At 62.7% G+C, this 19,833-nt stretch carries 15 protein-coding genes; 4 read left to right on the top strand and 11 right to left on the bottom strand.

Annotated features, from left to right (window positions below; all coding sequences use genetic code 11):
* Window positions 1-5 precede the first annotated feature (5 nt).
* From OSC37_RS15975 to OSC37_RS15955, 5 genes are read right to left on the bottom strand one after another with little or no spacing between them, the layout of a single operon-like run.
* Window positions 6-713 carry an ABC transporter ATP-binding protein gene (locus tag OSC37_RS15975; protein WP_267162427.1) on the bottom strand — a complete coding sequence of 236 codons (708 nt, stop codon included), beginning with the start codon at window positions 711-713 and terminating at the stop codon, window positions 6-8.
* Complete coding sequence (locus OSC37_RS15970; RefSeq protein WP_267162426.1) at window positions 710-1,543, bottom strand: ABC transporter ATP-binding protein; 834 nt, start codon at window positions 1,541-1,543, stop codon at window positions 710-712. The genes OSC37_RS15975 and OSC37_RS15970 overlap by 4 nt, the downstream gene beginning before the upstream one ends.
* Complete coding sequence (locus OSC37_RS15965; protein WP_267162425.1) at window positions 1,540-2,661, bottom strand: branched-chain amino acid ABC transporter permease; 1,122 nt, start codon at window positions 2,659-2,661, stop codon at window positions 1,540-1,542. The genes OSC37_RS15970 and OSC37_RS15965 overlap by 4 nt, the downstream gene beginning before the upstream one ends.
* Window positions 2,658-3,692: a branched-chain amino acid ABC transporter permease gene (locus OSC37_RS15960; RefSeq protein WP_267162424.1), complete on the bottom strand. Its 1,035-nt coding sequence runs from the start codon at window positions 3,690-3,692 to the stop codon at window positions 2,658-2,660. Before OSC37_RS15960 ends, OSC37_RS15965 begins: the two co-directional genes overlap by 4 nt.
* Before the next feature lie 3 nt (window positions 3,693-3,695).
* Window positions 3,696-5,078 (bottom strand): ABC transporter substrate-binding protein, encoded by a 1,383-nt coding sequence (locus OSC37_RS15955; protein ID WP_267162423.1) that lies wholly within the window; start codon window positions 5,076-5,078, stop codon window positions 3,696-3,698.
* A 217-nt stretch (window positions 5,079-5,295) separates the two neighbouring features.
* Here OSC37_RS15955 and OSC37_RS15950 point away from each other — a divergent pair, with 217 nt between their 5' ends.
* A complete protein-coding gene (locus OSC37_RS15950) occupies window positions 5,296-6,024 on the top strand; it encodes an SIMPL domain-containing protein (protein WP_267162422.1) in 729 nt (242 codons plus the stop codon).
* Window positions 6,025-6,088: 64 nt separating this feature from the next.
* Here the strand turns inward: OSC37_RS15950 and OSC37_RS15945 are convergent, their stop codons facing one another.
* Window positions 6,089-8,059 (bottom strand): 3-hydroxyacyl-CoA dehydrogenase/enoyl-CoA hydratase family protein, encoded by a 1,971-nt coding sequence (locus tag OSC37_RS15945; RefSeq protein WP_267162421.1) that lies wholly within the window; start codon window positions 8,057-8,059, stop codon window positions 6,089-6,091.
* Window positions 8,060-8,179: 120 nt separating this feature from the next.
* Here OSC37_RS15945 and OSC37_RS15940 point away from each other — a divergent pair, with 120 nt between their 5' ends.
* Window positions 8,180-9,340, top strand: a complete 1,161-nt coding sequence (locus OSC37_RS15940; protein WP_267162420.1) for an acyl-CoA dehydrogenase family protein — start codon at window positions 8,180-8,182, stop codon at window positions 9,338-9,340.
* 113 nt (window positions 9,341-9,453) lie between these two features.
* Here the strand turns inward: OSC37_RS15940 and rqcH are convergent, their stop codons facing one another.
* Together rqcH and OSC37_RS15930 are read right to left on the bottom strand one after the other, a co-directional pair.
* A complete protein-coding gene (gene rqcH, locus OSC37_RS15935) occupies window positions 9,454-11,571 on the bottom strand; it encodes a ribosome rescue protein RqcH (protein WP_267162419.1) in 2,118 nt (705 codons plus the stop codon).
* A gap of 51 nt (window positions 11,572-11,622) precedes the next feature.
* A complete protein-coding gene (locus tag OSC37_RS15930; protein WP_267164210.1) occupies window positions 11,623-11,970 on the bottom strand; it encodes a rhodanese-like domain-containing protein in 348 nt (115 codons plus the stop codon).
* Between the two features lie 100 nt (window positions 11,971-12,070).
* Here OSC37_RS15930 and OSC37_RS15925 point away from each other — a divergent pair, with 100 nt between their 5' ends.
* The gene (locus OSC37_RS15925) at window positions 12,071-14,137 is read left to right on the top strand and encodes a S9 family peptidase (RefSeq protein ID WP_267162418.1); all 2,067 of its coding nucleotides are present in this window, start codon (window positions 12,071-12,073) and stop codon (window positions 14,135-14,137) included.
* Window position 14,138: 1 nt separating this feature from the next.
* Here OSC37_RS15925 and OSC37_RS15920 read toward each other — a convergent pair whose 3' ends face one another.
* Both OSC37_RS15920 and OSC37_RS15915 read right to left on the bottom strand, forming a co-directional pair.
* Complete coding sequence (locus tag OSC37_RS15920; RefSeq protein WP_267162417.1) at window positions 14,139-16,532, bottom strand: DUF2309 domain-containing protein; 2,394 nt, start codon at window positions 16,530-16,532, stop codon at window positions 14,139-14,141.
* Complete coding sequence (locus OSC37_RS15915) at window positions 16,522-18,009, bottom strand: proton-conducting transporter transmembrane domain-containing protein (RefSeq protein ID WP_267162416.1); 1,488 nt, start codon at window positions 18,007-18,009, stop codon at window positions 16,522-16,524. The genes OSC37_RS15920 and OSC37_RS15915 overlap by 11 nt, the downstream gene beginning before the upstream one ends.
* 334 nt (window positions 18,010-18,343) lie before the next feature.
* Here OSC37_RS15915 and OSC37_RS15910 point away from each other — a divergent pair, with 334 nt between their 5' ends.
* On the top strand, window positions 18,344-19,360 hold the full coding sequence (locus OSC37_RS15910) for an amidohydrolase family protein (protein WP_267162415.1): 1,017 nt from the start codon (window positions 18,344-18,346) through the stop codon (window positions 19,358-19,360).
* On the opposite strand, the gene OSC37_RS15905 is transcribed toward OSC37_RS15910, so the two are convergent.
* Entirely contained in the window at window positions 19,357-19,824 is a 468-nt protein-coding gene (locus tag OSC37_RS15905) for an Lrp/AsnC family transcriptional regulator (RefSeq protein ID WP_267162414.1), read from the bottom strand. The two genes, OSC37_RS15910 and OSC37_RS15905, sit on opposite strands and share 4 nt — an antisense overlap.
* Between the last annotated feature and the right edge of the window lie 9 nt (window positions 19,825-19,833).

Raw genomic sequence — 19,833 nt, 5'->3', positions numbered from 1 at the left:
GAGAGCTATACCCCGAGATACCGCTGTCGCATCTCCTCGTTCTCCCGGAGCTTGGCCGTCGAGACCGACTCGACGATTCGTCCTTCGTCGAGGATGTAGTGCCGGTCGGCAACCGCGACGGCGGCGGCGACGTTCTGTTCGACGAGCAGGACAGCGATTCCCTGCTCGCTGTTGATTTCGGCGATAATGTCCTCGATGCGGCGAACGATATAGGGAGCGAGTCCCTCGAATGGTTCGTCAAGTAACATCAGCCGTGGGTTGGCCGCGAGTGCCCTGGCGATGGCGAGCATCTGCTGTTCGCCGCCGCTCATGTTCCGAGCCTGTTTCTCGCGCATCTCGGAGAGTTCCGGGAAGAAATCGAGCACCGTCTCGATGTCCTTGGGGTCCTCCGCGTGGTTGACCGCGAGTCTGATGTTTTCGGTGACAGTGAGGCGCGGGAAACAACGGCGCGCCTCGGGGACGAAGCTAAGGCCCTCCTTGGCGATACTGTAGGGAGCCGTTCCCGTCAATCGCTTGTCGTCGAAGGTGATGTCGCCGCCAAGCACCGTCGGCTCGGCAGCACCCGCAATGGACCGGAGCGTCGTCGTCTTTCCTGCGCCGTTTCGGCCGAGCAGCGAGACCAGTTCGCCATCGTCGACATCGAGGTCGACACCGAACAACACCTGGCCGGTCTCATATCCTGCTTCGAGGTCTTCGACTGTGAGCAGCGTCATATTTCCTCCCGCATGCCGCCGAGGTAGGCGTCTTGGACGGCCTTGTTTTCCTGGATTTCGGCTGGTTGGTCTGTCGCGATGATCTCGCCGCGGTTGAGGACGGTGATACGGTCAGAAATCGAGAGGACGACGTCCATGTCGTGTTCAATGAGAACGACAGTCAGGCCGCGGTCATCTCGGATCTCCTCGATGAGCGAGGCTGTCTCAGTCGTCGCAGCGGGACTCATTCCGCTGGTCGGCTCGTCGAGCAGCAGTACGTCGGGGTCGGTCGCCAGCGCCATCGCGATGCCGAGACGTCGCTGTTCGCCGTGTGGTAGATTCTTCGCCTCGGCATCGAGGTCGGCGGTGAGGCCGACATCGTCGGCAATCTCGATTGCGCGGTCGCGGCCCACGTCGTAGTGGCTGCGCAACAGGTCCATCGAGAACGCGCCCTGTTGGGCCGTCTGGACGACCAGCCGGATGTTTTCCAGCACCGTCTGGTCGGCAAACAGCTGGTTCGACTGGAAGGAACGAGCCATCCCCAGGTGAGGGCGTTGTTCCTCGCCCTGGTCTGTTATCTCGCTTTCGTTGAGATAAACCGACCCGTCGGTCGGCGCAAGCGTTCCCATGATACAGTTGAAAAGCGTCGTCTTGCCGGCTCCGTTGGGGCCGATGATGGCCCGGAGTTCGCCGGTTTCGACACCCAGACTCACCCTGTCGACCGCCAGCACCTCGCCGAAGGTCCGGGTCAGTCCCTCGACGCCGAGCACTGCCGAGGACGGTGCCACTGCCGGCTCGACCGCCGATTCGGAGTTGTCTGTCTGCTCGCCAGTCTCATCTGCGCGACTCATTTTCTCACCCCCAGGAGACGCTCACGGAACCAACCGGGAATCGACCGAAGGTATCCCCAGATACCTTCCTCGGGCGCAGTCAACACGACGACAACAAACAGTGCGCCGAGCAGGAACTGCCAGTAGACCAGAATGTCGCTCAGGTCGACCGTCACGAGCGTGAACTCCGAGAGCGGGAACTGCAACAGCTCGAAGTTCGTCAAGAAGTCCTCGACGAACAGCCACGAGAACGCGCCGGCAATCGGCCCGAAGAAGTAGTTCACGCCACCGAGCACCGCCATCAACACCGTGTCGCCGCTGGTGAACACACTGAGGTTCTCGATAGCAGCACCGGAGCTCTGGATCATCAACAGGACGCCTGCGAGTGCCGAGAAGACACCGCTGAAGGTGACCGACCAGATCTTGTAGCTCGTGGTATCGACGCCCATCGCCCGTGCAAGCTGCTCGTTTTCGCTGACTGCGACCAGCGACCGCCCGAACGGCGACCGCACGACCTGCCAGAGCGCGAGCATCCCGAGCAGGAAGACGACGGCCACGGCCCAGTACCAATCCAGCGACAGCCCGAAGGCCTCGATTGCAATCTCGCCGCGAGTCTGTTCGACGAAGTCGGGTAGGGTTCCCTGGGTGAGGCCGTTCGACCCGCCGGTCAAGTCAGCCGGGTTTCGCAGGACGAGGAAGTAGATTGCCTGCGAGAAGGCAAGCGTCAACAGCGCGAAGTAGATCTCACCCATTCCGGCGATGAGCGTCCCGAGCAGGTAGCCGTAGACGGCGACAGCCACAAGCGCCAAGACGGCCCCGACGATGAAGGTAAGATTGCCGCCGGCCGGAAGCATCGGAGCCCCATTCAAGACGAGAATTGCCGGGATGTAGAGCCCGAAGCCGAGAAACATCGCGTGACCAAAGGAAAGCAGCCCCGTGTAGCCAAAGAGGAGGTTGAATCCCGCGACGAACAACATCATGATGAGCATCTTGCTGGCGATGGCGTTGTATCCGAGCAGCAGGTCGCTCGAGATAATCGGCCGTAACGCCACGACGAGGACGACCAGCCCGAGTGGAATCTTGTACCGTTCCAGCGTCGAGGGGAGTGCAACCCCGCTCCTGTTGGATTCCTCGCTCATTCGAGTAATCCCTCCTCACCAAACAGGCCACGCGGACGGACGAGCAACACGCCAATCATCACGGCAAACGGGATAAGGTCACTGATGCCTTCGACGTTGATTGCCGAGACACCAGTAACGACCGCGAGCGCACTCAACACAACCGGGACAAGGAACTGCGCCCATCCGACAAGCAGGCCAGCGAGTACGCTGCCGAAGATACTCCCAACGCCGCCGATGACGACGACGACGAAGGCGAGCAGGACGAACTCCTCAGCCGCCCCAGGGTCGATACCGAACTCGACGACCCGGAGCGCACCGCCCAGACCGGCGATGGCCGAGCCGAGAAAGAACATCGCCGTGAAGCGAAGCGGGAGGTTCACGCCGACGAACTCGGTCATCTCGCCGTCCTGAACGCCAGCACGGACACTCAGACCGAAGTCGGTGTTCGTAATGAGGTAGTAGACCGCCGCCACCGATACCGTCGAGACAGCCACGGTAAAGAGACGATAGGTCCCGACCTGTGTCACAACGAGGTCGGTCCCGCCGGTGAGAAACTCGGGTTTCGTCGGCTGGACGGCACTCGCCCCCCAAATGAACCGGGCGGCCTCCTCAATCATCAGCGTCAGCCCGAACGTCGCAAGCAGACCGATAATCGGCTCTTTCCCGTACAGCCGCCGGAGGACGACCACCTCGATGATGATGCCGACAATGCCGACACCGACCGGGGCAATCAAAAGCGCCGCCCAGAACGGGAGTCCATAATCCGCCATCACGGCGTAGGTGAAGTACCCGCCGAGCATGAACAACGCACCGTGTGCAAAGTTGACAACACCCATGAGACCCAACACGAGCGCAAGCCCCAGCGAGATCATCACGAGAATCATGCCGTAAACCAGACCACCGATCGCCTGGTCGATGAACAGTCCCGTCTCCTGGACTGCGGCGTTGCCAAGCAACAATACAGCGGCCAGCGCGCCGAGAAGCGCCGCTGGCGAGCTTTCAGACACAAGTCGTTGCATCCGGGCGCGAGCATCGAGTGTACTGCTCATGATCTACAGGGAACAGCCAGTCTCATCGACCGACCGGGCCACGTCGTCGCCAGCGAACTCGTTCTCGACGGAGAACCACTCCTTGTAGGGGTCGTCTGCCATCTCCTCGGTCGGTCGGGAGGTGACGGTGTAGGTCGGCTGGATGAGCTGGTGGTCTCCCTCTCGCCAGTACATATCGCCGCCGCCTTTCATGTCGACAATCGGTGAGGCGACCTCGTGGCCTTCGAGGGCATCTCGCATATCCGGTGCGGCAGTCGACTCCGCTCGGAGGGCTGCACGGACACCCTGGTCGACCGAGATATAGCCGAGCAGATGCCGGACATACGGGTCCATGTCGCCGTTCTCTGTTACCCGCTGCTTGAAGTCCTCACCGCCGTCGACCGCCGGCCCCCAGACCTGGCCTGCCACGTCCAGAATCGAGGCCGCGTCTTTGTCCATCCCCCAGAAGACGAAGTCTTCGAGCTGGTGCATCGCCAGCGTCCGGTCCTGGATGCCGCTGGCGATAATCTGGCTGCTCGCCTTCCGCAGGTCGAGCCCGGCAATTAATACGCCAATCGCCGGCGCGCCCGAGGCCTCCGCACGGTTGACGTACTGCGCGTAGTCGTCACTCGGGAACGGCACAGCCTCCCGTCCGACGACGGTGTTCCCGGCGTCTTCGATTGCTCCCTGGACGGCGTCAGCTGCCGTCTGTCCCCATGTATAGTCAGAGTACATCAGGAACCACTCGTCTGATGCCTCAACCATCCCGCTGCTGATGCTGTTTGCGAGCATCGAGTTCGACGCCGACGGCCGGAAGACGTACTGACCACACTCGCCGCCTGTCAGCGCATCTGAATGCGAACCAGTCGGGAAATAGGCCACCTCGTTGTCAGTGGCCCAGCCAGCCAGTCGGAGCGCCACCGACGACGATACCGCTCCCATCAGGTAGTCAACGTCCCCCTCTGTCACGAGCGCCCGTCCCCGTTCGAGTGCCGTTCCGGGTTCCAGCTGTGAGTCGTCCGTCGAGAGGTCGATCTCGACATCGAATTCAGATTCGAGATCCTCGATTGCCAGCTCGGCCCCGGTTATCGCCGCGTTACCGAACACAGCAAACGGCCCCGACGTGGAGGTAACCATCCCGATAGAGACGCTGTCGACGGCCGACCCCCCCTCAGTCGTGTCTCCACCATCTGAGCTGTCGCCTCCGTCCTCGCCATCGGAGCTGTCGCCTCCGTCCTCGCCGTCGTCGCCATCGTCGCCGTCGTCACCGCCGATACAGCCAGCCAGTCCAGTGAAGCCTGCTGCGCCGACCGAACCGAGGACGCGACGCCGCGTGACCGCATCCGAGAGTCGGACTGTCGACGACTGCTGGCCCCTGCCATGCGTGTGGTTTTCATTGTCAGTCATAGCCTATACGTGTTCTCGAATCCAGTGTACTAAAGTCTGTGGTCGTTCGGTCAGATCTGGCCGGATTTTACCCACACTTTTTGCTGATTGTGGGCCTGAAAGAGAGACGCCTCGGTCTGTCAGCAGCGACAGCTGGCCCAGACGAGGAATCGGTCACTCAAATCGTCGTTTGTGCCTCCGTCGTTTATAATACCAATTCGGGTGAACGGACTCGTGTATGCGACGTAACTACACAACAGCCGCCGTAGTCGGGCTGACAGTGCTCGCAGTCGCGCTCGTCGGAGCGATGGCTGTCTCAGGTGCTGTCGGGGCCGACTCAGTTCAGGAATCGTCCGTAGACGAACGTATCTCAGTCAGTGCAACGGGGTCAGCAGAAGCACAACCCGACCTGGCGAAGGTGCAGGTCGTCATCAAATCCGAAGGAGAGGACCCAGAAACGATTCGCGAGGAGTTGGCGAACGGCGCCGAGGAACTCGAAGCAGCACTGAACGAGGAAGATGTCGACTACAAGACGACTGACTTCGAGATCCGAGAGCCCTACCGGGACCAGCCCGATTCGCCGGACTACGTCGGTCGACACGCCTTCGAGATTACGGTCAACGACCCCGACGATGTCGGCAGCATTGTCGACGTGGCGACGAGTGCAGGTGCGGAAATCCAGCGCCTCGATATGACACTCTCCGAGGAAAAGCGTCAGGAACTGCGCGACCAGGCCATCGAGAGCGCGATGGACGACGCCCGTCACCAGGCCGAGACCATCGCCACCGCCGGTGACCTCGTCGTGAACGATGTCATCACCGTCGACGCCTCACAACGTGGCTACCGCCCGGTCACGTTCGAGTCGGCACTGCAGACTGACGGTGCCGACGGTGCCGCAACGAGCATCCAGACGGGCCAGGTCTCGGTCAGCTACTCCGTCAGCGTCACCTACGACGCTGCGTCCTGACGGTCACACCCGTTCCCCTTTTCGAGACAAAAAGAGATAGCGCAGCCGTAACTGTTCGTCCGCGTTATTTGCCCTCGAACTCGGGGTCTTCGTCGCTCTGGATTTTCGAGACGCCTTCCATCACGTCCTCGGTGGCGATGAGGTGGCCGAAGGCAAAGGCCTCGGTTTCGAGGCCCGCCTCGGTGTCGTCGCGGCCAGCGAGCATCGCCTTCTTTGCGTACTCCATCGCCAGCGGCGGCCCGGCGGCGAGGTCGGCCGCAAGCTCGAGGGCGGCGGATTCGAGGTCGTCGTTGTCGACGAGGCGGTTGACGAATCCCCAGTCGTGCATCGTCTCGGCGTCGTAGTGGTCCGCGGTGAAGATGATCTCTTTCGCGCGACTCTCGCCGAGGAGGTGTTTCAGGCGCTGGGTGCCGCCCCAGCCGGGGAGGAGCCCGAGGTTGAACTCGGGCTGGCCGAACGTCGACCGCTCGGTCGCGACGCGCATATCCGCACAGGTGGCCAGCTCCATGCCACCACCAAGACAGTAGCCGTCGATACCGACAACCGTCGGCATCGAACTGGATTCAAGCTTGCCCCAGGCGTCCTGGCCGGCGCGGGAGAGTTCGACGGCGTCGATGGGGTTGGCCTTGCTCGCCATCCCCATGGCGTCGGCCCCGGCGCTGAACGCGCGGTCGCCCGCGCCCGTGACGAGAACTCCACGTACGTCATCGTCGTCTTCCAGTACGTCAATTGCCGCGCTGAACTCCTCAATCATCTCGAGGTTGACCGTGTTGAGCTGGTGGGGGCGGTCGAGGACGATATGGCCCACCATCTCTTCGGGGTACTCGATTCGAACGTTCTCGAAGTCGTGACCCTCACTTTCCTCGTCAGCTCCGTAGAAGCCACCCTCCTCGGCGGCCTCGCGGAGACCGTCCGAGACCTCGTAGCGACCGTGGCCCGTCTCCTCGTGGTGTGCTTCGAGCGTCTGGACGAGACTGTCCAGACCGGTGTCGTCACATATCTTGCCGGGACCGTCGGGCCAGCGCCCGCCCAGCTTGACTGCCTCGTCGATGTCTTCGATGGGTGCGACCTCGGCTTCCAGAAGCTTGCCGGTCTCGTTTGCCAGCACGGCGTTGAGTCTGTCACGCACGTCCTCGCGGCTCTCGTCAGCAGGGACCTCCGCGCCGTCGCCGTCCTCGTAGTCGTAGAATCCGGCACCGGTCTTGCGGCCGAGGTCCTCGCTCTCGACTTTCTCTTCGAGGAGCGGGCACGGCTCGTATGGCTCGCCCAGGACCTCGTGCATGTATTCGAGAACGTGGTATGTCACGTCGATACCGACCTGGTCGCCCAGTTCGAACGCGCCCATCGGCAGGCCGATGTCGTATTTCGTCGTCGAGTCGACCTCGGCGATTGTCGCGTCGCCCTCCTCGACAATCCAGCAGGCCTCGTTCATCAGCGGGACGAGGATGCGGTTGACGATAAACCCGGGTACGTCTTTGCGGACCCGGACTGGTTTCTTGTCGAGGGCCTCTGCGAGGGCCTCGATTGTGTCCATCGTTTCATCGTCGGTGTGCTCGCCGCGGATGACCTCGACGAGGTCCATCCGGACCGGCGGATTGAAGAAGTGCATCCCACAGAACTGCTCGGGTCGGTCAGTCGCCTCGGAGAGTTCGGTGATAGAGAGACTGGACGTGTTCGAGGCGAAAATCGTGTGGTCCGGACAGTGTTCGGAGACCTCCTCGTAGACATCCTTCTTGATGTCCATATTCTCGACGATGGCCTCGATGACGACATCCGTCTCGTCGACGGCCTCGCTCATCTCGACAACAGGCGTAACGCTGTCGACTGCCTCGTCACGGAGGTCCTCGCTGATGCGGTCTTTCTCTGCGAGTTTGTTCAGACTCCACTCAATCTGGTCGTATCCCTCTTCAACCAGCTCCTCGTTTATATCACGGAGGCGAACATCGTAGCCGGCCAGTGCGGCGACCTCTGCGATGCCGTGGCCCATCGTTCCTGCGCCGAGAACCGTTATTGTCTCGATATCTTCGGGTTGCATAGTTCGTCCTGCTAGACTCGCGCCCGCGGCTTCAACGTTTTCGTTCGTTCACTGAAAAACTCTCAGTGAGTTTATTAGGGTATGAAAACGGTTATCTGGGATGGTGTGTAACACTTACTCATGGAGTTTGGACTATCACAGGAGCAACAACAGATCAAGAACACAGTCCGAGAGTTCGCCGAGAACGAGGTCAAGCCAGTCGCCGGCGAGTACGACCGCGAGGAAAAATATCCCCATGAAGTCGTCGACAAGGCCGCCGAGATGGGGCTGACGGGGTCGAACATCCCTCTGGAGTACGGCGGTGCCGGCTACTCGTCGCTGGAGACGATGCTCATCATCGAGGAGTTGTTCGCCGCTGACCCAGGTATCGCGCTCTGTATCGTCTCCACCTCGTTCGGAACCGAGAACATCGTCGAGTTCGGCACCGAGGAACAGAAAGAGGAGTATCTCCCGCCAGTCGCCGAGGGCGAGGCGGTCGCTGGTGCGGCTATCAGCGAGCCACACGCTGGCTCTGACGTGTCCTCTATCTCGACGCGCGCCGAGAAAGACGGCGACGAGTTCGTCATCAACGGCAACAAGATGTGGATTACGAACGGGACCGTCGCCGACTACGTCGTTGCACTCTGTGAGACCGATCCCGACGCAGAGGGTCGGTACAACGGCTTCTCTCAAATCATCATCGAGACCGACCGGGACGGGTTCTCGGCCGAGAAAATCACGGGGAAGCTGGGTATTCGTGCCTCAGATACGGCAGAACTTATCTTCGACGACGTACGCGTTCCTGAGGAGAATCTCGTGGGCACGCGCGGGGCGGGCTTCCTCCAGCAGATGCAGTTCTTCGATGAGACCCGGACCGCCGTCGCCGCACAGGGCGTCGGCATCGCGAAAGGTGCCGCAGAGCGCGCTCTTCAGTACGCCGACGAGCGCGAGCAGTTCGGCCGCTCTATCGGCGAGTTCCAGGCCATCCAGCACAAAATCTCGGATATGTTCACCAAGACCGAGGCCGCTCGAATGTTGACCTACAAGTCGGCGTGGTGTCAGGACAACGACAACGAGGAGGACCTGACGATGCTGGCCTCGATGGCGAAGGAGTACGGCTCCCGCGTCGCGGTCGATGTGGTCGACGAAGCGCTCCAGATTCACGGCGGTGCCGGCTACGTCGACGACTTCGACGTCGAGCGACTCTATCGCGACGCCAAAATCACCCAGATTTACGAGGGGACGACCGAGATTCAGAAGAACATCATCGCCCGCGAACTCCAGGGCAAAGGAATGGTCTGATAGTGGGTATTGTGAGTCTTTACCGTTGAGTTGACACGGTTCGCTGGTCTCAGACTGTCTTGATACTGTTGTCGGTACGCGACCACGAAAATAGCCGCAATAACCACTACGAGTTACTCGACGCCGACCATCGAACTCTGTCCCGGCGGCAGAAACTCCTGGATGAGGTCGGGACTGGCGATTTTTCGTACGAAGGTTTCGTCTTCGAAGCGCCCCTTGAACTCCCGGTAGAGTCGCTTCGCAATGTCGTTTTGGGCGTATTTGCCGGGTTCGACGACAATGCTTGTCTCTGCGCTGTCGGTAATTGTCGACGGTGGCCCGCCGATGACACGTGTCTCTGGCTCACAGGTGATACCGACGGCCACGCTGACTGGTGTGTCCTCGAAGTACGTCCGGTCCCCACGGATTGCGAAGCCGCCTTTCTCTAGGTACTCGCCGCTCTCTGGCGTCTTCGAGACCTGGTCCTCGCCGACCATGTAGACGTCGGCCTCGAATTTCCCTTCCTTCCAGATAGACGAGTACGAGACTGCGAACTGGGCGGCTTCCTCCTTCGAGCGATTGGGAATCTCGATATCCTCGTCGTAGGACTCGCTCGGACCGGTGGCTTTCAGTATCGTCGCGGGACCGCCGTGGGCCTGTGTGTGGAAAAAGCGGTCTCCCCGCGAGAGGTACTTCTTGACGAGTTCCTCGTTCTGGTCGGCGTTGCGCCCCCCGATGACGAGAAAGCCGTCGCTTGTATGGAACCAACGATACGATTCGTACCACTCTTCAGAGGACCTGACTGGAATCGAGGGCCGTTCGAGCCAGTCGACGTCCTCCGATTCGGCCTCTGGTTCCTCGGTCTCGTCGTCGGCGTCCCACTCCTCACGGCGCTGTTGTATCGCCTCGAGTTCCTCGCGGGTGTTCTCGATGGCGGCCTGTGCGCCCTCCTTTTTGCCTTCGATACGCTTTGCCTCCTGGTAGATGCGGTCGGCGTTTTTCTCGACACCGTCGCTCACCCGGAGTGTCACGTCGTGGCCGCCAACCGTGAGACTCACCGTGGCCTCGCTGCCGTCGACTGCGTTGACGGCTTCGGCCTCCTCGATGCCGCGTTCTTTCCCCTCCTCGAATCTGGCCTCGATATCGTCCCAGGGCGTTCCCTCCTCGCGTGCCTCTCTGACTGTCGAGAGGACGTTGTCGACCAGGTCGTAGTGGGCATATAGCGCCTCACCTTTCTCTCGCTCTGTTTCGGCCTGTCGCTCGAAGTTCTCGATTGCACCTTCCTGCTGTTCGATGATGCGTTCTTTCTTCTCGATTTCGGCCTCGAAGTCCGGGCGCTGTGGCGTGCTGTCTGCGGGCACGTCATCGTCGTCGTCCTCTCCCAGACCGGCGAAGTAAGCGTCGAGTGCATCGGTGAACTTGTCGTACCCCTCCCGCGCCAGGTGGGAGTTTTCCTCCAGTGGAACCGGCGTCACGTCAACGGCGGTACGGCTCTCGCCGTCGGTCTCGAAGTAGATATTGGCGTCGAGGTCGCCGCGGCCGAGTCGCGCGGCGAGGTCCTGTACCACCTCGTAGATTCGTTCGTAGTTCTCCCGGTCTGCCTCCTGGATGTCGAGTGTTTTCTCGACGCCTGCCCGGGTGCAGAGTTCCTCGGCCCAGAGGCCGCCGAGGTTCAGCTGTGTCGCAAGCGTCCGGACGACATCCGTGTTTGATTGGTCCATCCTGGCGACGAAGCCGTCGATGTCGACGGCAAGGGGATTGAACCGAGCGTCGGGGAACTCGTAGACCGACCCCGGCGCGACGGTCCGGGATTTCAGCCGGACCGTATCGAGACAGTCGACCACCTCGCCGTTACCGTCGAGTACCGCGATGTTGCCGTCTCCGAACAGCTCGGCGACGATGGTCGTTCTGGCGTCGTCGCGCTCGAAATGTATCTGGACGATGCGGTCGAACTCGAACTGCTCGATGCCGACGAGTTCGGCCCCCTCCATCCGGTTGCGAAGCATCATCGCAAAGTTCGGCGGCCGCTCGGGGGCCGGAGGGACGCGCTCGGGCGTCGCCACCCGGAGGTGTTTCGTCTCGCCGGTATCGAGCAGTAGCTCGACGCGCCCGCGGTCGTAGTGGCGCAGCTTCAGTCGGACCAGTCCGTCGTCGTAGAGATACGCCTTGTCTAGACGTGCACCCTCATATGCCGCAAACTCGCCGGCAAAGGCCGCAATATCGACGCTCGTCAGCTCCCGCTTTGGTTCCATAGTCGTTGTTCCGGAAGGGGACCCAAAGAGGTGTCGCTACGCCGAGAGGGATTAAAAGGGGGCAGCCGGCGAGTCGTCCTCGTTCTCGTGCTCGGTCGCGGTCGGACCGTCCCAGCCGGTGATACCGGGTTCGAGACTGTCGACCCGCCCGTCGAACCCCTCGAAGGAGGCGATGAGCCGGGCCGCTCGGACGCTCGCCTTCCCGTGGGGACAGACGGTCACCACGTGGTCGGCGTCGTCGAGCTGGTCGACCTCTCGCGGCAGCGATTCGAGCGGAATGTTGCGACTCTCCGGAATGTGGCCCTGGCTGTAGGCCATCGGATTCCGGATATCGACAACTGTTGCGGCGTCGTCGTCGAGAAGTGACTGCAGTTCGTCGGCGGAGATTTCGCCGTCCATATCCGTGGTTGCCGTGCCGTCAGTAAACGCCTGGCGTTTCGTGACCGCCACTCGTGGGCAAGTGAGAATCATTATAAGAGACAGCGACAAGTGCCAACCCGTGATAGACGCTGACGCACTGTACGACATCACGCAAATAGGCGACGCTGCTGTCTCCCCCGACGGCGAGCGCGTCGCCTTCCTCACAAAGGAGTACGACCCGACCGAGGAGGAGGCGGTCAACTCCCTGTGGGTCGCCCCGACAGACGGAACGCGAGAACCCCACAGACTGACGCGTGCCTCCGACGGTTCCAGCCCGAAGTGGAGTCCGGACGGCTCGATGCTCGCCTTTCTCACCACCCGCGAGCGCGACCCGGACCTCCGCGTAGGCCGAGACGATGAGGACGACGAGGACGACGACGGAGACGACGACAGCGATAACGAAGACGACGAAGACGCAGAGAGTGACGCCGGTGGCCCGAAGCCGCAGGTCTGGGCGTTCGACATGGAGTTGGGTGGAGACGCAACACAGCTCACCGACCACGACGAGGGTGTCTCCTCGTTCGACTGGGGGCCAGACGGCGACCGCCTGGTTGTCGCCGCCCGCGACCCGACCGACGAACAGCAGGAGTATCTCGACCAGCGCGAGGACGGCGGCCCGATCGAGGTCGAGCGCCTCCAGCACAAGTACGACGGACAGGGGTATCTCGACGAGGTGACCACCTACCTCTTCGTCGTCGACGTTGCGACACAAGAGATAGAACGCATCGACGAGGCAAACGACGGCGGCTACGGCTTTGCCGGCGGCCTCGACCCCGCCTGGGGACCAGACGACCGCATCGCCTACACCGCGAGCCACACCGACTGGCCCGACGACAGTTACGTCAGAGATATCTACACCATCGACCCCGACGGGGGCAACCGCCGGAAGGTGACGACGAGCGACCACGCGGCGGCCAGCCCGGTCTGGAGTCCCGACGGCGACCGACTCGCCTTCACCGCCAGCGACCCGGAGAACTGGTACACCCCCACAGAGCTGTTCGTCGCCGACAGGGAGGAGTTCTGGTCGGTCACCGACGGACTGGACCGGACGCTCGGCCGCGGCGCTCCGGCGTGGGTCGATTCGGAGACGCTGCTGTCGCTGGTCGGCGACAAGGGACGGACACGGTTCGTCCGGTGTGACGCCAAGGGCGGCGCGGAACGCGTCTACGAGCGCCAGGGCGACCTCGAAACAGTCGGCACGATGGACGTCGGCGGCGATACCGTCGTCTTCGCGGCCTCCGCGCCGACGGAAGGAACGGACCTGTTCGCACTCGACGCCGGTGACATCGACGCCTCCGACGCCGAACGGACGAGACTCACGGCCGTCAACGACGACTTCCTCGACGAACACCCGGTCCCAGAGTGTACGCGTCTCAGCTTTGAGGGCGCACGCGGCGACGAGGTCGAGGGACTGGTGTACTACCCCGACGATTTCGACCCTGAGAACCCCGACGAGCGCGGGGTGATACTGAGCATCCACGGCGGGCCAATGACGTACGACGAGCCCGGATTCCGGTTCCAGAACGCCTTGTTCACCTCGCGTGGGTATCTCGTCTGCAGGGTGAACTACCACGGGTCGACCTCCTACGGTCGTGACTTCTGTGAGTCGCTGAAAGGAGAGTGGGGAACTCACGAGGTCGCCGACCTGCTCGCGGGCGTCGACGAACTGCTCGACCGGGGGTGGGCCGACCCCGACCGTCTGTTCCCGACCGGCTTCTCACAGGGTGGCGTCAACACCGGCTATCTCGTCACCCAGGACGACCGGTGGGCCGCCGCCGCGGCCGAACACGGCATCTACGACCTGCGCTCGTCGTTCGGCACGGACGACTCACAGAACTGGCTCGAAGCCGACTTCGGACTCCCCTGGGAGAACCCCGACGCCTACGAGGCAGCCTCTGCAATCACCGATGTGGGGAACGTCGAGACGCCGCTTCTCGTGACTGCCGGCGAGAACGACCACCGGTGTCCGCCGAGTCAGTCCGAGCAACTGTACGTCTCGGTCCGCAAACAGGGCGTCGACGCCAAGCTCGTCATCTACCCGGACGAACATCACAACGTCGGCGACCCCGACCGCGCAATCCATCGGCTGGAAACTCTCGACGCATGGTTCGCAGAGTACGACCCGGAGCGCGAAAACGAGGCGTAAATCAGTCGTCGGCTGCGGTGGCCGTCGGGGCCGTGGGCGTCGTCTCCGCGGAGACCGGCGTCCAGTCGAGGGCCTCGTCGTAGTGGAATGCCCGGTGCTCCTGTTCGGGGTCGACGACGGTCAGCGAGAGCCAGTCGTTGTCCAGCAGCATCTGGAGCTGTTCGTTTTCCGTGAGTATCTCGGTCACGCGCTCGACCGGCGCGTGGATGACAGTCGAGAGCCGGAGGGGTTGGTGGTAGGGTTCGTCGTCGGCGCTCATCAGCGACTGGAGCGGAAGCCCTGTCATCAGGTCGCCGCCGTTGCCCTGGTAGACGCCGAGGTTGCCGACGGGGTTGTGTGTGACCTTCGAGCCACTGCCGTAGGCCGCGTTGTCGACGGTTGCAAAGTAGTACTGCGTGTTAATCCACTGGGTCACGACCATCGGTCCAGCCATAATCGCTTCGAGGGCGTCGCCGTCGTCGGTCGACCAGTCATACGAGTGGAGGAACGACCGGCCGTCGAGGTCGAGATTCTCGGTAAGCTCCCGCGGCCCGACGACGAAGCCGGCGTTCCCTGCCAGCCCCCACTCTGGACGGGTTTCGGCCCAGTCGGCGGCCCGGCGCTGTGTCTCGCGGACGCCAGAGTTCGGGTCAGCGCCCATGTCGCCGGTGCGTTCGGCGGCAGCGCCCGCCCGCGCGGTCGCGAGGTCCGCGCGGAGGGCCTCGATGTCTTCCTCGTGAGACGGGGGCACGTCGCCAGCGTACAGCTCGATTTCGTCGGTCGTCGTGTTGTGTTCGCCGGCGACAAAGAGGGTGTCCTCGGGGACTTCGATGCCCCGCTCTCTAAGCGCCGACCGGACGGCCTCGTCGTTGCAGATGGCCGCGAGCACGCGAGCGTTTGGCCCGCCGGGGTTACCCGCACAGGCCCCGCAGTCCAGACTCGAATCGAAGGGGTTGTTCGCTGTCTGGCTTGCGTGGCCGGCAAAGACGACGACGCGGGCGAACTCTTCCCAGCCCATCAGCTCGAAGGCCGTCGCGGCGTACTCGACTTGCTGTTCGTGCGTGAGACCGGCCGGTAGCTCGTGGCCCGCGTCGGGGTCGTGGTCGACTGCCGGCTCACAGAACTCGTGGTCGTCTGGAACGCGCTCGTCGGCCTCTTCGAAGACGTCGTAAACTCGGCCGGGGAGCAGCGTCCGGGCAGCGAGGACAGCCCCGTAGCCGATTCCCGTCTTCTCGACGAAGCTGAATGCTGTCGCGGCGTTTGACTCCAGCCGCTTGATTGCCTTCTTCGTGGTGTCGAGCGTGGCCCGCCACTGGTCGTAGTGTTCTCTGGACTCCGTCTCGACGGGGCGGTCGGCGACCCGATGCTGGGCGTCGAGAATCGGTGGACAGGCGTCGACGGTGGCCTCGGAGTCGTACCCCTCGTAGCGCATCGGAACGCCGAAAAATCCGGCGTAGCCGTGTGTCTCGTAGTTGCCCGTCGCTTCGATGTGCCGGCGGATAATCTCAGAGCGCGTGTCGATACAGAAGACGAGCTGTGCGTCCGGGCGTGGTTCGGGCTCTCTGTCGTCGAGAGCCGCTCCGGCCTCGGCCAGCGAGTCGACGAGGTCGTCCCGATAGCTCTGCTCCCAGGCACGGAGCCAGAGCTCCGGCACGGGGACACTGTCTTCGGTATCGTCCTCGCCGGGCATCTCTCGTGGCGGGACCGGCGCGTCGAACGCCTCGACGAGCGCCAGCCGGGCGGCGAGATAGCCGGCCAGTGTTATCGGGTAGGCCGACTGCCAGGCGTCCTCGTCGGCGACCTGCTGTTTGATGAAGCCAGTCCAGCCCGGTAGTGCAGCGAGCTGGGCGCGGAAGATATCCTCCCACTCGCCCTCGGGGTGGGTGTCCAGCGCCTCTTTGATTGCTTCGACCGGCTCGTCTGGCAGGTCGGCGGCCTCGTCGGGGATCTCGCTGTCGTAGGTTGCGACCGTTCGGAACGCCCGGTAAAATCCCTCCTCGCGGTCTGGCATCGACCAGTCGGCCTGGCCCTGGTCGAGAAAGGCGGCCAGCCACTTCGTCAACACGGCATCGACCTGGTCTGTCTCGGGGGCCGTCTCGCTCCTGCCGGCGGACTCCGTTTCGGCCATCGCCTCGAGTGACGCCTCCGGCTCTCTCTCGTCGCCGTGAGCGGCCAGCTCTTCCCGGAGAATATCTCTGTCGATGCGGCCGGCGTCGAGTGCCGCCCGGAAGGTGTCGGGAGTTGGGTAGCCGTCCCCCCCGAGCAGTTGCTCTGCGTCTTCGACGGCCGTGTGAAACGGTTGGTCCTCGAAGCCGGCCAGCGGATTGGCCGTCACGAAGGAGTGAAGCGGCCAGACCGAGCCGACGGCCTGTGCTGCGCTCTCGATGCTCTCGTGGATGGCAGACTCAGTACTCATTGTATTCCTCCGTCGTGGTAAGCAGTGTCTCTGTCGCGGGCTGGCTCGCGTTCACCAGGAAGACGTAGAGACGCCGACTGCGCTGGTAGAATCCGCGGTCGATAGCCAGGTAGGCAACCGCGAAGGCGACGGCAACAACGACGTGAACCGCGGTCAGCTCCGCAGGCTGTCCGACGGCGGGTAGCTCGGAGAGCAGCCCCGCCATAGCCTCGTAGATGCCGGCGTAGACGGCGATAGCCGGAAGCGCGACCAGCGGGACCGCCCCGTACCGGACGCCGGTCGGCAGCGCCGGGTCGCTCGCGAGTTCGCGGGCCGCGTGTAGAACGGTCACCACGACCAACAGCGTCAGCAGGAGGCCGGTATCGAGTTTCGTTCCCTTTCCAGTGAGGCCAGCAAAGAGCAGTCCACCCGCAAGCGCCGTGCCAGCGACCACGAGACCCCCAGCGACCCCCGGAGAATGCCGACTGTTCGATTTGGCCGGACTCTCGTGGGAGACGCGAGCGCCCGAGGAGAGGAACTGGTAGGCCTTGTAGAAGCCATGGAGAATCAGGTGTGTGATAGCCGCGGCGAAGAATCCGAGCCCGACCTGCATAATCATAAAGCCCATCTGTCCGACCGTCGAGCAGCCGAGCTTGGTCTTGACGTCGGTCTGGACGGTCTTCAGCAGCTTCCCCAGCAGCGCACTGGTCGCGCCGACGAGGACGACCACGAGCATGAATCCCGCCTCGACGGTCACGACCGGTGCGAACCGAACGAGGAGGATACCGCCCGCGTTGACGAACCCTGCGTGCATCAACGCCGAGGCTGGTGTTGGCGCCGTCATCGAGGAGAGAAGCCAGGTGTGGAACGGAACCAGCGCGGACTGGGCCATTGCCGCGAGAAGGAGTCCGCCCGCGGCGAGCACGACCACCGTCGTCGAGGCCGTCTCGACCGACGAGGCGAGTCCCGAGACGGTCGTCGTGCCGGTGTGATACCAGAGCGTGCCGGCCGCGACGGCGAGGGCGGCCGTCCCGCCGAGGAAGTACCGCCGAGCGACCGATGCCGCGGCCCGAGCCTGGGGCCACCCCTCGGTGGTGCCGATTAGCTCGGCCATGACCAGCCCCATCAGCGCCCAACAGAGGACGAAAAGTGCGAGGCTGTCGGCCGCGACAAGCGCCATCACCGTGAGCGTGAACGCGAACACGCGGGCGAAGAAACCGTCTATTGTTGCGCTCCCGGCCATGTACCGCCGCGAGTAGCTGTGTACGATACCGCTGAAGAACGTGACCGTCGCCCACATCGTCACGGTCAGTCCGTCGACGACGACCAGTCCGTCGACCTCCCAGAGAGCGCCTCGCTGGACGAACATCCCCAGCACACCCAGACTGACACCCCAGAGGAGCCAGACCAGTCGCGTCAGCACCGCCGGAATCGGCGAACCCGAACTGTCTGGAGTCGAGAGCTGTGCCACCGTCGTCGTCTCTGATTCGCCTGTCATCGTTTGTCCGTCACGACCAAGTGCTGTGCGAACAGTACCGGTCGTCGTTACTATGTATTATGACCAAAGTGTGTATTAAATCTGTCTATCCTACCATATTGTTCTTAGATTTGTCTTAATCGAACAAAGTGTTTTCTAGAGATAGCACTATCTGTTCAGGCTGGGCGCCGGCGCGGTGCTACAGTCGGCAGAGAGCCGCTCGAACGCTACAAGGGAGTATCGACAGCGGTCAGCGGCCTTACTGGCAGCCTCGCCTTTGTCTCCAATAAGACTAACGGATTGTTCGTACAATTTGATTAGAAAACCATATCGTTACGCTGATTCTGTACAGAGTATGAAGACGGTAGAGGGAACGGTTCTTTCCGGAAGAGAGTTCAGTCCAGTAGAGGGTCGCGTCGTCGTCGAGGACGGGCGAATCACGGCCGTCGAGTCGGCAGAGACAGAGTCGAACGATATCGTCGTTCCGGCGTTCGTCAACGCCCATACGCACCTGGGAGACTCCGTCGCCAAGGAGGCTGCCGTCGGTCTCTCCCTGGAGAAGGCAGTCGTCCCGCCGGACAGCCTGAAACACCGTCGACTTGCCGCGGCCGACCGCGAACAGCTGGTGGCGGTGATGGAACGGACACTCCGATTTATGCAACAGACCGGGACTGTTTCGACACTCGACTTTCGGGAGTTCGGGACAGCCGGCGCTCGTGCGCTCCGTGACGCTGCCGAATCACTTGAGATCGAGCCGTTCATCTTCGGGAGCGACGAGATAGCCGTCCTCGATGTGGCCGATGGCTACGGAGCCAGCGGCGCGAACGACAGCGAGTTCGAAGACGAACGGGACGCCTGCAGGGAGCGCGGTGTTCCGTTCGCCATCCACGCCGGGGAACCAGATGCGACAGATATTCACCCAGCACTGGAGTTAGAGCCCGACCTGCTCGTCCACATGGTCCACGCCCAGCAGGAACATCTCGACCGTGTGGCCGACCAGTCAGTTCCGATTGCTGTCTGCCCCCGTGCGAATACGGTGCTCGACGTTGGCCGACCGCCGATTCGGGAACTTCTCGACCACACGACAGTCGCGCTGGGCACCGATAACGTGATGTTGAATTCGCCGTCGATGTTCCGGGAGATGGCCTACACCGCGAAGGTGTTCGACGTGAGCCCGAGAGAAGTACTCCGGATGGCGACAACTGCCGGCGCTGAAGTCACCGGGCTCGACTGTGGCGTCATCGAGGAGGGAAAACGAGGGGCACTGACCGTCATCGACGGTGACTCCGACAACCTGGCGGGCGCTGTCGACCCAGTCGCGGCGGTCGTGCGCCGCGCGGGCGAGGCAGATGTCAAACGCGTCGTCTGTTAGTCTGTTCCGTCGAACTCGTCGAACGGCGTCGTCTCGTGGCTGCGGACGAGCACTTCATCGGCGACGGTCAGCCCCATTTCGAGCAGTTCCTGTGCCACGGGTGTGATGTCGTCATCGCTCTCGCCGACGGCCGTGACGAGCAGATTCTGCTCGCCCGTAACTAGTTCCTGGACCGAGACGACGCCGTCGATACCGAGGACCTCCGGGATGAGGTCGCCTCGCTCGGTAATCGAGGCGGTGCAGTAGAGCAACATCCGAAGCGGGTACCCCGAGCGCTGGTAGTCCACCTCGGCGCTGTACCCTTTGATTACCTCGCTGGATTCGAGTTTCTGGATGCGCTTGCGGACGGTGCTGTCCGAGGTCCCGGTTCGCTCTGCGATGTCACCAGAGGTAGTGTTTCGGGCGTTCTCCTGGAGTGCATGCAGGATTGCCCTGTCGACGTCGTCAAGGTCTGTCTCTGTCATGTCCGTATG

The sequence above is a fragment of the Halovenus salina genome, assembly GCF_026410925.1.
GTDB classification, from domain to species: Archaea; Halobacteriota; Halobacteria; order Halobacteriales; family Haloarculaceae; genus Halovenus; species Halovenus salina.
Note: the sequence above shows the minus strand (reverse complement) of the source record. Positions and strands in the feature narration are given on the sequence as shown.